The following is a 15,835-nucleotide window of genomic DNA, read 5'->3' on the forward strand; positions in this document are numbered from 1 at the left end:
GAATCCGCAAAAAACTAGCGCAGTTTGATTGTTTACGAGATGCCATTGAGCACGTCTTACATTTTACGTCCTAAGTACCTTGGCGGTTGCTATACGTCCAAGATAGTTAAAACAAGCCTTTAATCCCTGAGTAACTCCCAACTCTTCAACTCCAATGCCTTTCAAGGTCGAGTTATCGTAGCTGAAGCTGCCATTGAACGATTTGCCTGCTAACTATCCTTTGGTGACATTGATTGTGAAGTAATAGCTAACAGTAGAGTTTTGGGCTTGACTTGTTGCAATTACACCAGTGGTAAGAGCAGCAGTTGCGATCCAAATTGAAAATTTGGGCAATAGTTTGAGCATGGTAGTATTGATGGTTGAAGTTTAGTGCTTTCGGATAATTTGTATGATCGCCTATTGAAGCGATCACCATTTTTTATTTTACTGTCTAACCCCGATTTCTATTTTTCCTCTGCATAGAGTGAGTGACAAAAGAAGGTTAGTCAACTCTTCTAATACTGTTCGCTCTTCGGCTGTCAAGGTGACGATGTACTTTTTCTTTGGCATCAGTGCTAAGTTTTTTCAGTCACGATTCCTTTTAGATTATTTTCCCTGACTCTATCCCTCAATTCAAACTTTACAGAGTAGAGTCTGCCAAGCTAATTTTGCTAAGTAGCACCTCTAATTGGTAAACTTTTAAGAATTTGTATACTGTCAATGCCACATAGGAAGTAAGTAATGCGCCTATTTTCTACAAGAGGTTTGCCCAAGTCCCGTCTCTGGCGCAGAGCTGTCACCGCGCTAGTACTGGTAGGTGCGGTGACAGGTTTGATTGCCGATCATACTCGCAAGAGCAATGCCTTGTGGCGCATCGTCCATGAGGCTTGCGTCCCCAACCAAGAAAAGCAAGGCAATCCCGCGCCTTGCACCTTGGTTGATTTGAAACAGGGCTATGTCCTGTTGAAAGACCGGGTAGGAAAGACGCAATATCTGCTTCTACCAACTGCCCGGATTTCCGGCATTGAAAGCCCTAGCCTGCTGGTGAGGGATACCCAAAATTACTGGAAGGCCGCCTGGGACTCGCGCGCTCTAATATCGCAGCGCTTGGGACGAACGCTGGCGAGGGATGCGATAGGCATGGCGGTCAATTCCGCCTTTGGACGCAGCCAGAACCAGTTGCACATTCATATCGATTGCATAGCCCCCGACGTGCGGGCGCAACTACGCGCCCACTTAAGCGCCATCGGGTCGCACTGGGCGAATCTGCCTTTCCATCTGGATGGGCATTCCTATCGGGCTAGGCGCGTCGATTCCGCAAGTTTGCAAGGCGTGAATCCATTCGTGCTGCTGGCACAAGATGTACAACAATCCATGGTACATGACATGAAACGCCAGACTCTCGTGGTGCTGGGGGTGGTATTCGAGGATGGAAGCGATGGCTTCATTTTGCTGACAGATACGGCGGATGCACTGCAAGGCGACTTCGCCCATGGGGAGGAATTACTTGACCATGCCTGCACCATGACTCAGAAACCTTGACGATAGGCGTTGTTGCGTGAATAGGGAAAAATGGTAAATTTTACTTAGCCCTCTTTCATCATCAGTCTTGGAGAAAGCAATCGCTGCAAGGCTTACGAGACTTTGGTTTCCAAGTTTTAGCTATATTTTTGAATTTCTATTAGAAAATAAAGCCTCAAACCTTGATTGGGTGATAGTGGCAGCATAGTGCAAAGGGTGAAATGAGCAGTGATACCGAAAGTTACGCGCTTGGACTTGATGAGCCACTTTCAATACTGCGATCACCAAAACGCACACTATGACAAACCCCGAAAACCTCAGCGATTGCCGAAACGGGGAAATTGTTCGTTAAGGCTGTAATCGTAATCCTTTTACAGTAATAGTTTCAGCAATGTATATCTGGGGTGATATTTTGTCAATAACACAACGTAAGTGACCAAAAAGCTGATTATTTCGTTCACCAATCCAGGCGATTAACCCAGACTTATAAATAAGACACATAGCAAACCTACTTACATAGATTATATTGTTAAACCTCCTGAGCGATCGCTGGAGGAGTTTTGTCGCTGGGTGTAACACTTCATGGGTAATGCTCAGTTCATCTCTCTTTAACATTTAGCTGAACAACACCAGAAATTTGCTCGTGCATTAATAAATCGGTATTCTTCCAAAGCCACATAAATCAGGATGATTGACCGCCCAACTTCAACAGAAATTCTTGCCCAGTTTTTGTAATACAACCCTCTTGCGAATTCACCATAATTGCCTGCTTCAGAAAGGGACTGATCCTCACTATAACCAAGATGGAAATGCAGCGATAAATATTAGAGTAGAAGGTATTAGATGGCTATTGGGAGAAGGTTCAGCCGTCTCTGCTGTAAAAGGGGAGGTAAGACCTCATCCTGGGCGAAAGTCTAAGTAGAGGCACTGGCTAATTAGTACAGAAACTGGGTCTAACCCGGAACTCCGGGTTAGTGGTAGTTCACACTCAATCTTCATGCCGTAACTGCCATACTGCACCGAAAGCAGCCCCAGCCCCAGCTAACAATCCGGTACTCATCCCTTCGATAGTTTTTTGGATTGGATTTTGAGTTAGACACTCACTTGTAACCTTACTGTCTTCCAAGCAGAGACTACTTTCTGCCCAACCGGCAGTACCTCCTAAAATTACACCAGTTATACTACAGCAAATAACTAGCAGTAAAAGACGTTTATTTTTTCTAACCATAGATAGATGTTTCCAAGATTGAATATAGTAAATCCCACTCACTTACTTTACACATTCTTGCCAGCAAATGTCAGCTGGTTTCAAGAGAACTGGCTCCCCTGAAAAGCTCCCGATTTTTATAGACAAAAGTTTTATAGAGAGGTTAAAGTTTATTTTGCCTGTAATTAAGGATATAAATTTGACTGATATTACCTCTTTTGAGGTACTAATACAGGCAGTTGACGGGCGCCGGCTACGAATTTGGCGTGTTGTCCAACAGTCAAAACATTGAACTGACTGGATATAAGTTCTAAACTTTTATTCACTATTGCTAGCTTTTTGTAGGTGGGAACGCTCATACCAGGAAAGAATGATAGTTCTGGCACATCCTCTTGACTTAAAAAGTCTGTAGGATGGAGTAGCAAAGAAGGTTGGACGCGTGTAAGTTTACACAGCCATAGGGCAATTCGCAGGTAGAGTAACGCTACTTTCGAAGAAAATGTACTCAGATACATTATGTAACTGAAGTGAATTGGCACCTTAAAAATTGGCATAGTGGTAACGGGAATCTCAGTGAGTTTATCCTTACCCATCTGCCACTGGTAAGCTTTTAGAGGCTGCAAACCGTCTTTGAAACCGCCAAACAGAGCTTCCCGTTTCTTGCGTTCTTCCTTGCTCAGTTTACAAGTCATCAAATAATACGCTCGTGCTATCGGCCCCAAAAATGTGGGAAAAGTCGAAGCATCATATTCGTATCCCCGTCGTGCTAAGACTTTCAATACCGCAGGAGAAAAACTGTATCCAGGCCCCCGAAAGCCGATAGGATGTTGATGAGTGACCCGCTTGATATGTTCTTCAGCGATCGCCACTTCTTCTTCAATCTCATCCTCTGAATACAGATGTAGCCAAGGATCATGGTAAAATGAATGATTGCCAATTTCGTGACCAGCATTAGCGATCGCTTGTAATACCTTGGTGTTCTTTTCTAGCGCTGCATCCTGACCCACAATGAATACTGTGATTGTCAAATCCCATTGCCGGAGAATATCTAAAAAACGAGGTACTGCGATATCCAGGTAAGAGGGGAAAGTCTCCCAACCCGGAGCACCCTGATTTTTTAGATAAGACCAAATATTATCCAAATCTAAAGAAAGACTGGCTATTCGTTTGTTTACTGGTCGCTTGGTTTGCATTATTAGTTCAAGTATTTGGACAATTTTTTTTTGCGTAAATTATAGTCTTAGGTTTGGGCTTTATCGGTCAAGTTTCGCACTTCAACTCAGGGCTTGTAAGCACTTTAGTGTTTACTAGAAACCCTTGATTACTAGCTTGACAAAGTACTCGTATACTGTAGCGGAAGTTTGCCTACCTTTAACAACGAGTTTGAGTAGGGGCAATTCATGAATTGCCCCTACTTGTCTGGTTAATTGAGATAATAGCTGGATTTTTGCCAAGCTGTACTAGATATTGATTTGCTGCCTCTGAGTTAAACACATTGCAATTCCCTTTTCGTAGTAAGCTGCCTCATTAATAAAAATAGGCCAAACGGTAGATGTTCCCTCATAAATAATTGTTTTATCATCAAAGCCGATAAAAATTGGATCTCCTGGATTCAAGGGTTGATAATCCTTGTCCTGAAGCTCTGGATGAATCATTCCAAAGATTGTCCCATCCTGTTTTTTTGGATAGTCCACAACTGATAAGTGGTCATAGAGAATCAAAGTTTCGTTAGTTGATAGAATTTTACCTTGGTTAAATTGTTCCAGATAGTCCAAAACCGCATAAACAAGTTCCTCTGTTTGTTGGAACAGTGTCGCTGTTAAGATACCTTGGGCAATTGGACCAACCTCGATCGCAAAGCCTAATTCGCACAGAGAATTTACAAATGGGTTTTCTTCAATTGATTTAAAAGAGCAGCGATAAATCCTAATCAAAGGACTTATATGGCTCAGATAAGCAGCCAATTTTAAGTTTAAGGGATTACTGTTTACCAAAATAACTGTCAGACCCATATTAGCTGTACTGCTGTGCAAATCTAAGATGAAATCTGCTTGTTTATCCCCATTTGATGCTAGGGTGTCCTGGATTGATTTAGCTTGTAATTCTTCGTAACTGTTCCGAGTTGGATCTTGTAAATCTTGTTTGAGAAAACAGCGATTTAAATCCTTCTCTACATATCGCCTCCCCGCCGCAAAAGCGTGAGGATTTGCTAAGAGAGTGACTGTCTCAAAACTTGCTCTAGTAATTAAATGGGGAAACTGGGCAAATTTTTCGATCAGGTAAGCCCCTGTAAACTCATTGCCATGAGTTCCACCAACAATTGCAACTCGATTAATCTGGTTCACGATTACACCAACTCCCGAATGCAGCCATCGAGGTATCAGTTTTCAATGTACCTTATGAAGGATTCAGTTTGCCGATGCGATCGCGCCCATGTGGTTGATTAAGATCAGACATATCAGGCCCATCGGGAATTATCCCACCGGGATTGAGTGGGAATAGGTTCCCGTAGTAATCTCGTTTCACACTCTCTACATCGCAGGTGTCAGCAACACCTGGAAGCTGATATAGATCACGTAGATAAGCTCCCAGGTTCTGATAGTCTCGAATTCGCCGCCTATTACACTTAAACAACCCGTAGTAGGCACTATCAAACCGAAATAACGTTGTAAATAAACGGACATCTGCGAGTGTGAGATTGTCCCCACACAGATATCGACTATTTTGCAATGCAATCTCAATCTCATCAAGAGTTGCGAACAGTTCATTACAAGCTTGATTGTATGCTTCTTGAGTTTGGGCAAAACCGCAACGATATACACCGTTATTTACGGCGTGATAAATCTTCTCATTCCACCAGTCAATTTTTTCTTTAAGTTCTTCTGGGTAGAGATTTAGGGTCGGATTATTGGCGAACTCGTTAAACTGAGAGTTCAGGATCACGATAATCTCTGAACTCTCATTATTGACAATAGTTTTTGTTTGGTTATCCCATAAAATTGGAACTGTGACGCGTCCACTATAGCCAGGTTCTGCCAGCTGATAAAATTCAGCTAGTGTACGGCAACCCTGTTCTTCTTGGTTGAATATCCAACCGCCTTCAATGGGAGAAGGAGAGACGATACATACTGATATTACCGCTTCAAGTTTTTTGAGCGATCGCACAACCAGGGTTCGGTGCGCCCAAGGACAGCCCAGCCCAATATAGAGTTTGTAGCGCCCCGTTGCTGGTGGGTAAGGATTCCCTGACTCTGTGCCAATGAACTTCCGAAACTGGCTATTAGGACGAATATACGCTCCCGACTGATTGCTAGGAGCAAGCTTTGACATCATGATCTGCCACATAGTCGTCCAGACATACTTTCCCAGCCAGATGATCAGCTTGGGAGGGAGTGTCCTGCCCTTTTTCTTTGGGAGATTTTTCTCGTCATCCATTGGAGTTGAGTTGCTCATGGCGACAATCTTGCTTTGGGAGGGATTGACGTTACCACTGTTTCTACTCAGTAGGTTTCCATACTTACAACCCACTCTGAGTTTTACTACTTTACTTTACTACGCTTTGCCTGTGTTGTGTATCACGTTTCTTACAAAAAGTTTTTAAGCCAGGCCGAACGCACAGAATTCATGAAACACTTACTGGATAAGGATCTTGATGGAAAAATAGGCTAAACTAGAAAACGCCGAAACCCTTGCTATTAAAGGATTTTTATACTTTAGATGCGTTTGCCCTAGTTTTTAAGCTAATCGTCATTTGAATTGCATCTTGGTGTCTAGATTTAAAACCATCGTTCACCCTGACCTCAAAAACCCAGTGCAAGGCTTAATTGGATACTGGACAATATATAGTAATCCGAATTGAAACGTGAGAAAATACTGAGATTAAAAGTACGTATTTTAAAGCCTTTCAGCAATTTTCTGTCTCAGGAATGATTTAGGATTGCTATAGACATTTAACAGTGTGATTACATATTTATCAAGTTTATTTTACATGAACTTGATATAAAAAACATCGGATCTTGACATTAAGGAAGCCGAAAAAAGTATAAATGAGTATGGATATAAACTTAGAAGAAATTACTGAAAGAAAGAACAAGAACATCAAATTTATGTAGGAGCAATTGTAAATAAAGTGACTCAATCAAATCACGAGACTAACCTTCGAGAGGAAACGGATTTAGGGACTTTTATAGCTCAGGGTGTTGCTACAGACAAATGGCAGGTATTGTCGTACAGTCTTCCAATCCTACCTATTCATGCCGCTCTACTTCGTACTGGTAAGATATTATTTTTCTGTGGTTCAGGTAATGATCCCAATCAGTTAAATACTCCCTATGACAGTGTGGTCTGGGATGTAAACAAGGGAACCTTGTCCCATCAAGCGCCTTTATTGGATAGTAATAATCAACCTATTGACCTTTTTTGCGCCGGTCACTCCTTCACCCCTGATGGTCTGTTAATGGTTGCGGGTGGAACTCTGCGTTACGATCCATTTTATGGTTCATTCTCTGTTCTGGTGTTTGATCCCATTACCGAGAAATGGATGAAGAAGCCATCAATGAATAATGGCCGATGGTATCCTACTTTGTTAACACTAGGCAGTGGTCGGATATTCGCAGTGTCTGGATTGGATAAAGATGGCAACCTCAACAGACAACCAGAAATTTATTCTTCTACATTTGCAAATGGTTGGAACGCTTTTCCAACAACTAGTTCCATACCGCAATTCGCACACCTATTTCTACTAAGTAGTGGAAAGATATTTTATTCAGGTGCTTACATGGGCGGCAGTGGAGTAACATCAAGGATACTAACCCTGCCAGGGACATTTACCCAATCCATTACAGAAAAACCGGTGCCAGGGCTGCAAGCCCCAGATTTCGGTAATCAAGCTGCCAGTGTGCTTTTACCACCTGCACAAGATCAAAAGGTGATGATTATGGGTGGGGGTAATAGTACTACGACAACAAACCCTACGGCAACAAACAGGGTGAATATTGTAAATCTAAAAGCTACTAACCCAACTTACATACCAGCAAGGTCTCTAAAAAATGCTCGGATGCATCTCAGCGCCGTTTTGTTGCCCGATCGCACAGTGTTTGTTTGCAATGGTAGCAAAATGAATGAGGACATAACACAATCAATGCTACCAGCAGAAATCTACAATCCAGCCACAAATACGTGGACATCAGTAGCTAAACAAAATGTCCCCCGCGTATATCACTCGGTGGCCTTGCTCCTGCCAGATGGTAGGGTAGCCACAGCTGGGGGTAATCCCAAACGCAGGGTCAATGAACTGCGATTAGAAATCTACAGTCCTGCGTATATGTCGCAGTCACGACCAATCATTCAGAAGGCTCCTCAAAGATTGAGCTACGGGCTGCAATTTACGATTCAGACACCCCAGGCTGCAAATATTAAATGGGTTAGTCTGATTAGACCAACGGCAACCACCCATTCCTGCGATACAGAACAAAGGTTAGTGGATGTACCGATTAATTTTAGGAACTCTACTTCTCTGAATGTCACGGTGACAGACAATCGAAACATAGCACCACCAGGCTGGTATATGCTTTTTATTAGTGACAACAATGGCATACCCTCAGTAGCAACCTGGACGCAATTATCTTAGCCTTAGGGATTTCCAACAAATAAATTCAGTAGTTGAGTATTTTTTTATTTGTCAGTCTCTTGCGCGTTTATGTTCAATACACTGCACTTTAGCTAAATTCTAGGAGTGGAAATATGAGTTACAAGCTATCACGTCGAAAATTTGGCCAGTTGGCACTTGCTGGAACTGTAGTATCTGGACTTAGCTATCTAAGCAACAAAGCCTTGGCGCAAACACCAAGTTTAAAAATTATTGGTATAAGTTCTGGCAAGATCATCAGTACTGACCAAAGGGTTATTCCAGAGGTAAACACCACTGAATTAGACAGCACTGACTTAAACAGTCTACTTACAGATATTAAGCCTGTGGGACTAGGACTTGTTATGCAATCCTTAGTTTCAGGAAAGACTCAAGTTCTAACTCCACTAGCCTCTCAGATACTTGCCAAGCACGATACAGCTTTAGTAGAGTCTAATGATGCATTGAGTGTGTTCAGTTCTTTAAGTGATGGTACGCTTGCCGATCGCATTAGAGCTTTAGTAGACCCTAATCAGATATTGAGTAACTTGACTTCTTTAAGGGATGGCAAACCTGCCAATCACGTTACACCTTTAGTAGAGTCTAATGAGATATTGAGTGGTTTCACTTCTTTAAGCGATGGCACACTTGTCGTAGCCGTTACTCCTGTTAGCACTACTAGCATCCAGGCGCCAGCTACTCGCATTACATTTTTGAGTACACCTGTAAAAACTTTGATAGTCTCAGGACTTAACCAGGATCAAGAACTTGGGAGCTTGCTAGGCACTAATGATGGGCGACTCATCGGTTTAGTAGGTAAGAAGAACGGTACACCGCCGATCAGATTGGTAGATATTAACATTCAAACAGGAGAGATCAGTTCCATTAGTAAAGTTCAATTCCCAAGCGATGAGCGAGTCAGCAATCTAGCTCAGTCCCCAGACGGAATACTCTATACCTCTTTAGTTGGATTCGATGGTAGTACAACTCTGATACAGCTAGATTCAAATCAAAAAGAACCGATCAAACTGGCACAATTACAACTTAATGGTCAAGCATGGAATAATGGCTTACAAAGCTTGGTTTGCTCTGCAACAGGTCAACTCCTCGCTTTTGGAGTCATGAGGTATCAAACACCTAATGTTGTGTATAGCATAGATAAGAACAGTGGAAACATGACTCGGCTACAAGACTTTGATGCTACTCAAATTACGCTTGCTCGTAAGTAGAAAGGATTGAGCCGATATCTAGCAAAAAAGTGCCAAGCCCTCGTCTGCACTTGAGGGCTTTTTATCAACAATAGCTTCGCCAATTTACGAGTATTGATATAGAGCAAACCTAGATACAGCAGATTGCAACAAGCGTGAGGTAGAGATTATTGTAAGGGCACAACATTGTTGTGCCCTTATATCATGTCCGCTTGATTACTTATTAAACCCGAAGAACCCCACCCCGCCAAAGCTACACTTTGTCTCCCTGCCCCTAATCCTCAGAGGGGACACCGAGTTCCCCGCCGGCGGGGAGGGGCTGGGGGGTGGGGTGCAATGACTGTGGCAATCGTAACTAATTATGCGGACATGATATTACCTGTTGTCTTGGGCTATTTAGGCAAAAGCTAGACTACCTCTATTTTTGGCGAAGGTATTCTGACTTGGAGAGCATTTTAGGTATATAATCTGTTGGAGATCAACAATATGCCTCAAGTGAAAGTCTTTATCACTCGTCGCCTGCCCATCGAATTGGAGCAACTGCGATCGCTTGCTACTGTCGAAGTGTGGCCAGAACGTCAACCCCCTCCCTACGAAATTTTACTAGAAAAAGTCAAGGAAATAGATGGATTGCTCTGCCTGCTGACTGACCAAATTGATCGGCAACTGATAGAGTCTGGGAAACTCAAAGTTATCAGTCAAATGGCGGTGGGTTACGATAACATTGATATTTGTGCCGCTACTGGACGGCAGATTCCCGTCGGTCATACTCCAGGTGTGTTAACTGATGCTACCGCAGACTTTACCTGGGCATTATTGATGGCAGCTGCACGGCGAGTCGTGGAGGCAGATCGATTTACTCGTGCAGGGTTGTGGCAAACTTGGGAACCAGACTTGTTATTGGGGCCGAATGTTACAGGTGCTACCTTAGGGATTGTTGGTTTTGGGCGCATTGGTCAGGCGATCACTCGTCGTGCCAAAGGGTTTGAAATGCGGATTTTGTATACGAGTAGGCAACGATCCAAGCCAGAATTAGAACAATCTCTAGGTGTGGAGTTTGCGACGTTGGAACACGTACTTCAAGAGTCAGACTTTGTGACACTGCATACACCATCTGCTGATGATACTTATCATCTGATTAGCGATCGCCAATTTGAGTTGATGAAGCGATCGGCTATTTTGATTAATACAGCGCGGGGAAATATTGTAGATCCCGATTCTCTGTATCGTGCCCTTGCAAGTGGTCAAATTGCCGGTGCGGCTGTGGATGTCACCGAACCAGAACCGATTCCCACCGATAGCCTGTTGTTGACCTTAGATAATCTCATTATTGCACCTCATATTGGTAGTGCCAGCCACCAGACGCGCTCAAAAATGGCAACAATGGCGATCGCTAACTTAATCGCTGGACTGACAGGTGATCGTCTAGTTTATTGTGTCAACCCTGAAATTTATACCTACCCTTGAAAGCCTCATTTCCCCCACTCCCTACTGCCCACTTCTCTTTCCCTAAGAAACGCATCAAATGTAAACCTATCGGCTAGCGAAGTTTGTGCGCCTGGTTTTGTTGTCGCCAAAGCACCTGCTGCGGCACCCCAAACAACTGCCTGATGTAAAGAAAGTCCTTCAAAAAGTGCTGCCGTTAAGCCGCCATTAAAAGCATCGCCAGCAGCTACTGTGTCAACCGCATGAACTGGAAACGCCGGTACAAAAAACTTTTCCTCAGCAGTGGCACAAAAAACACCTTTAGCACCTAGTTTAACGATCGCACATTTCACACCCCGTTGTAATAAAACTCCAGCTGCTTTGGCTGCTTGTTCCTCTCCATCCACAGGAAAACCTACTAACTGCGCTGCTTCAACTTCATTCGGTGTGATAATGTCCACTAACGGGTAAAGTTCATCAGGGAAATCAGATTGTGCGGGTGCAGGGTCGAGAATTACGGTTATTTTGGTTTTTTTTGCGGCTTTAGCGGCTGCAACCACGCCAGTAATCGGAATTTCTAATTGTAAAAGCAGTGCTGTAGCTTCTGGTAATAAATGGGACAATCGTTCTACATCTTCTTGATTAACACACCCATTTGCACCAGGAATTACAATAATTTGATTTTCACCAGCATGATTTACGACGATGATCGCGACTCCCGAACTAACAGTCTCATCCACGAAAATATTGTCAATCTGCACACCAGATGCTTGCAAATTGTTGACAAGTTCTACACCAAAACCGTCTGCACCTACACGTCCCACCATTTGGGTAGGAATTCCCAATCTTGCTAATGCTACGGCTTGATTAGCTCCTTTACCTCCCGAAACTTGAAAAAAGTCTTCTCCTAGCAACGTTTCTCCTGGGACTGGCAACCGGGGTGTTGTTGCTACCAAGTCTATATTTATGCTGCCGAAGACGATAATGCTCATGATGCTTCTTTTTGTTGATCTTAAAGTCATTTAGCCTAATATTACAGTCAGCGATCGCAACTGTTGTTTTGCCAATGGTAGAGGTCGAATATTTGCGCTCCCATTTTTTGATTTTGACGCGAATATTATTTGGTATGAAACTAAAAAAATAATCTTGTTACTCAGTTAAATTTAAATCACTCTAAGCATTTAAATTTCTCTGAACCTGATTTGCAAAGAAAGCGGGTTTCTTAACGCTTCTATATTACCCTGAACAAATTACTAACGCTGAACTTGCTGAATCAGGGCTTGTGTTTGTTGATAAGCCTGGGTATCGCCTTTTTTAAGAAATAATCTTGCAGCTGACTGAAGGTCTGTGACAGCACTCTTACTATCTCCTAAAGCATATTTTGCCAGTCCTCGATTGCCGTAGGCATCAGCTAGGTTGGGATTGATTTGTAGTGCTTGGTTAAAGTCTGTGATCGCTTGTTGATGATTTCCCTGTCTAAAATGGGCTAGTCCTAGATTGTAATAACCATCTTGTGAGGTTGGATCAATTTTCACTGTCTGATTAAAGTCGGCAATGGCTTTCTGAAAATCTCCTAGTTCTACATAAGAGATTCCCCGACCATTATAAGCATCTGTATGCTTGGGATTTAAACGCAGCGCTAGGTTAAAGTCAGTAATTGCTGCACTGAAGTCTTTTAATTGAGATTTAGCCAAACCTCGAAGGCAAAAACCCTCATAAAATCGTGGATTCAGCCGCACTACAGAATCAAAATCTGCGATTGCTCCTTTGAAGTTGCCTTGCTCAAGCTTTTGCACCCCTTGGTTATAGTAATCTTGAAAGTTCGCCGCCTTCAAAGGTATTTGTGCTTCTTGTGCATAAACAGCAGGCATTACACTCAGTACACTCGTTATTCCCAAGAGGGCTATTGTTCGCTTGATATGGTTCATGGCTTTACCCCTTCATAACTTGCAGCACAACGTTGGATTGCCAAGGATCTGTTCAATCTGTTCCTTCACTCTAACAATTGAGCATTGGGGATTGAGGAGCATGAAAAACTTTTTATAAGGACAGACTTAGATATCTTAAGATTAATAAACAGAAATCGTTTTTTTTCGTTTTAAATTTGTAGCTTACTAAAACGTGAGATTATACTGCACTTGAGTAATTTATGACACGCCGTCAGTATTGTAATCCACCAATAGAAGAGGCGGTCTGTGAGTTTCGCTTTGCTCCTGGACAAGCATGGAATTTTACAGTGCCAGGCTTGTTCTATGAAAAAGTAAGAGATTTATACACAGGTGAGCCACAGCAGCAAAACTTAATAGCAACGGAATTTAATTTTGGGCAGATGCCGCTTGTAAAGCCTGAGATTACAGTAACACAAGGGCTGACCAAGACGTTGTTCCCTTCCGCCGATGCCACCAAATTAGTAGGTGTGGGGCCTGATGCACTGAGCATCCATAGCCTTCGCCCTTATGAAGGGTGGGATGAATTTAGTCACAGAATTGATCAGGCATTTCAATTTTATTTAGAAGTTGCTAAACCTGTTGGCATAACCCGTATTTCTCTTCGCTACATAAATCAAATAGTTATTTCAGTTGATGAGGCAGTTGACCTTAGTGAGTATTTCAATATATATCCTCAGTTTCCGGATACGCTTCCAAGCGGACTATCAGGATTTGTGATGCAAACTCAATCAATTTATGAAGATATTCCAATTAGGCTAATGATAACCTTATCGGATGCCGAACCACTATCTGAACAAGTTGTATTTCTACTTGATTTGGACATTTCTCAAACCTGGATAGAAAAGCCTCTATCCCTTAAAGAAATGCTTTCTAATTTACATGAATTAAAGAGTAGAGAAGGACAAGTATTTGAGAGTTTGATTACTGATCGCACAAGGGAGTTATTTGATGTTAAGTAAAGCCGCCTATTACACAAAGGACAAACGTCGCAATTCAGAGATAACAGCGCTATCTCAGATACGCGGCAAATTAACCCAACTTTCGCTTTCTCAATCAGCAGAAGGCTTACAAAGCGTATCGGTTGGGCAAAACGCCAATATTGTTATTCTTACCAGAGACAGAACATCAACCGTGGGAAGTTGGAAATATCAGTCTAAGAGAGTTGCCTCTTCAGTTCAAAGGGTCAAAGCTGTCTTTGAGCAATCTGATAATTATGCAGTCTTAGAACTTTCAAGCTGGAGCTATTCACCATCTCATAAAACTTACAGAAGAATTGCTGAACTAGGAGCCGACAATGAAACTTATAAATACGCCATAGAATGGTTGAAGCAACTACGCACGGTTGTTGCTGCTAACCAAATGTGGTGGGGTGAACCATTGGTAAATCTGAGCTTTGACTCAGAAATAGTTTTTGAGTGGTGGCACGAAACCAAAAAGTTAACTGTTTATATTCTGGGAAATACCGCAGAATACATCAAAGTTTGGGGGACTGACATTGACAATGAAATGGAAGACGGCACGTCTTCATCATCTGCTGAACTTACGGCTCTCTGGAAATGGTTAGTTTCATAGAGGTTTGCAGTGAGCGATGTGGTTACAGATGATGAGCTATTGTATCGGTGCATTTTCTGTGGATTAGACAAATATTACGGGATTGGAGAGTTTGGATTAGAACTTACCTCGCAAGCATTTACAGATAGAAATCAAGCTCCTTCTGTTGACAGAGCAAAGCTTTGTGGTTATGACCCGCAATGCACACAGAAAAACCAAGATGATGGTGTCGTGAGTCTAATTACTGGCGAAGTTCGGATGATAAATGTTTCTCAAAATGATCAAAAAGGAAAACCGCTTTTTGATTACAAGATTGATGTTTGCCCAAAGCCAACTAATGACAATCCATCTCACGCACAAATTGAGCCATCTCCTGATTACACGAACAGAAATGTTTTTAAAAAAGTTGCAGAAAAGCTGGCACGGCTTGCAACTGAGAGAATCAAGAAACAGGATTGGGAGATTAAGCCACAGGAATTACGAACTTAGGCGATGACGTATCACCTCGGCGTGCCTAAATACGGTAATTAAAAACTGTATCACTTTCAAAGAAGCATAATACCTTAGGATAAAAATGTTGTGGACGATAGGTCATTTCTAATGAGTAGCATTTGAGTAGCGCGATTGCAATGCCTGACAGCCCAATTCTATAAGTGCGATCGCTAAAAATTCATCTTACAGCAGATTGCAACTTGGTGAGGTATGATTTGGACACCATTACTATCACCTACCCAGATATAAGCCAAACCTAAAAGCCGTTTGGTGAGTAGAAAAGCATCTTCAACGCGCCAACGACGACGATATAATTCACTAGCTTTCTTCTCTGCGAGACGCTACGCGAACGCAATGCTTCCAGAGTTGAAGCATCAGCTATCCAAATGGCTGTGAATCTTTGACATACTGGCTGCCAATTCTCTGGAATTGCCTGATTTTTTGGTTGAGTACTGATTCTTTGGATTACTTGCTCAAAAACTTGTGTAAATAATTCAATTGGCAATGTTCGCAATCGTTTTGACACTGCTTGCACACTCACTTCCATTCGTTCCACCCATAACAATCCCTCTTGTGACAATACCCTTTGTACTTCTCTTAAGCCTGGAATTTGGCGATACACTAAACTCACAACGATCGCCATCATCACCGGTAAGGTCAATATTCTGTCTCGGAATTGTTTGTTTTGTTCGTTTTCATCCAATTTCAGAGGTTTAAAGTTGCAGGGCGATAGCAATGAAAATATCTCTTGCTCGATTTGTTCGATGGGCGGCGCTGGCAGATGTTTTTGCTGCCGCAGGTCTGGGTTTCCTTTTGGCGCTGGACGTTTTATACTCATGATGTATCACTAAGAACATCAATCAAGATGTTCTTAGTG

The 15,835-nt window shown here is 42.5% G+C and carries 14 protein-coding genes and 1 pseudogene; 7 read left to right on the top strand and 8 right to left on the bottom strand.

Features of this window, described 5'->3' with window-relative positions:
* Nucleotides 1–213: 213 nt before the first annotated feature.
* Complete coding sequence (locus V7K36_RS22620; RefSeq protein WP_335119487.1) at nt 214–345, bottom strand: hypothetical protein; 132 nt, start codon at nt 343–345, stop codon at nt 214–216.
* Between the two features lie 375 nt (nt 346–720).
* Between V7K36_RS22620 and V7K36_RS22625 the strand changes: the two genes are divergently transcribed.
* A complete protein-coding gene (locus V7K36_RS22625; protein ID WP_335119489.1) occupies nt 721–1,521 on the top strand; it encodes a CDP-diacylglycerol diphosphatase in 801 nt (266 codons plus the stop codon).
* Between the two features lie 967 nt (nt 1,522–2,488).
* Here the strand turns inward: V7K36_RS22625 and V7K36_RS22635 are convergent.
* From V7K36_RS22635 to V7K36_RS22650, 4 genes are all read right to left on the bottom strand, one after another.
* Nucleotides 2,489–2,728 (bottom strand): hypothetical protein, encoded by a 240-nt coding sequence (locus V7K36_RS22635; RefSeq protein ID WP_335119491.1) that lies wholly within the window; start codon nt 2,726–2,728, stop codon nt 2,489–2,491.
* A gap of 188 nt (nt 2,729–2,916) precedes the next feature.
* The gene (locus V7K36_RS22640; protein ID WP_335119493.1) at nt 2,917–3,900 is read right to left on the bottom strand and encodes a polysaccharide deacetylase family protein; all 984 of its coding nucleotides are present in this window, start codon (nt 3,898–3,900) and stop codon (nt 2,917–2,919) included.
* 267 nt (nt 3,901–4,167) lie between these two features.
* A complete protein-coding gene (locus tag V7K36_RS22645; RefSeq protein WP_335119495.1) occupies nt 4,168–5,052 on the bottom strand; it encodes an aspartoacylase in 885 nt (294 codons plus the stop codon).
* Between the two features lie 52 nt (nt 5,053–5,104).
* Entirely contained in the window at nt 5,105–6,160 is a 1,056-nt protein-coding gene (locus V7K36_RS22650; RefSeq protein ID WP_335119497.1) for a glutathione S-transferase family protein, read from the bottom strand.
* Nucleotides 6,161–6,836: 676 nt separating this feature from the next.
* Between V7K36_RS22650 and V7K36_RS22655 the strand changes: the two genes are divergently transcribed.
* From V7K36_RS22655 to V7K36_RS22665, 3 genes are all read left to right on the top strand, one after another.
* Nucleotides 6,837–8,336, top strand: a complete 1,500-nt coding sequence (locus V7K36_RS22655; RefSeq protein WP_335119499.1) for a galactose oxidase-like domain-containing protein — start codon at nt 6,837–6,839, stop codon at nt 8,334–8,336.
* A 113-nt stretch (nt 8,337–8,449) separates the two neighbouring features.
* A complete protein-coding gene (locus tag V7K36_RS22660) occupies nt 8,450–9,562 on the top strand; it encodes a hypothetical protein (protein WP_335119501.1) in 1,113 nt (370 codons plus the stop codon).
* A gap of 465 nt (nt 9,563–10,027) precedes the next feature.
* Nucleotides 10,028–11,008 carry a 2-hydroxyacid dehydrogenase gene (locus tag V7K36_RS22665; protein ID WP_335119502.1) on the top strand — a complete coding sequence of 327 codons (981 nt, stop codon included), beginning with the start codon at nt 10,028–10,030 and terminating at the stop codon, nt 11,006–11,008.
* Between the two features lie 5 nt (nt 11,009–11,013).
* Here V7K36_RS22665 and rbsK read toward each other — a convergent pair whose 3' ends face one another.
* Nucleotides 11,014–11,958, bottom strand: a complete 945-nt coding sequence (rbsK, locus tag V7K36_RS22670; RefSeq protein WP_335119504.1) for a ribokinase — start codon at nt 11,956–11,958, stop codon at nt 11,014–11,016.
* Nucleotides 11,959–12,219: 261 nt separating this feature from the next.
* The gene (locus V7K36_RS22675; RefSeq protein WP_335119506.1) at nt 12,220–12,894 is read right to left on the bottom strand and encodes a tetratricopeptide repeat protein; all 675 of its coding nucleotides are present in this window, start codon (nt 12,892–12,894) and stop codon (nt 12,220–12,222) included.
* A 221-nt stretch (nt 12,895–13,115) separates the two neighbouring features.
* On the opposite strand from V7K36_RS22675, the gene V7K36_RS22680 reads away from it, so the two are divergent.
* The 3 genes from V7K36_RS22680 to V7K36_RS22690 are packed head-to-tail and all read left to right on the top strand — an operon-like array spanning nt 13,116 to nt 14,955.
* Nucleotides 13,116–13,874, top strand: coding sequence for a TIGR04255 family protein (locus tag V7K36_RS22680; RefSeq protein ID WP_335119507.1), 759 nt, complete (start codon nt 13,116–13,118; stop codon nt 13,872–13,874).
* Entirely contained in the window at nt 13,864–14,487 is a 624-nt protein-coding gene (locus V7K36_RS22685; RefSeq protein ID WP_335119509.1) for a hypothetical protein, read from the top strand. The genes V7K36_RS22680 and V7K36_RS22685 overlap by 11 nt, the downstream gene beginning before the upstream one ends.
* Before the next feature lie 9 nt (nt 14,488–14,496).
* Complete coding sequence (locus V7K36_RS22690; protein ID WP_335119511.1) at nt 14,497–14,955, top strand: hypothetical protein; 459 nt, start codon at nt 14,497–14,499, stop codon at nt 14,953–14,955.
* 346 nt (nt 14,956–15,301) lie between these two features.
* On the opposite strand, the pseudogene V7K36_RS22695 reads toward V7K36_RS22690, so the two are convergent.
* A pseudogene (locus tag V7K36_RS22695) lies at nt 15,302–15,796 on the bottom strand (IS4 family transposase); the annotation flags it as partial.
* Nucleotides 15,797–15,835 lie beyond the last annotated feature (39 nt).

The organism is Nostoc sp. (genome assembly GCF_036919555.1).
Classification (GTDB): Bacteria; Cyanobacteriota; Cyanobacteriia; order Cyanobacteriales; family Nostocaceae; genus Nostoc.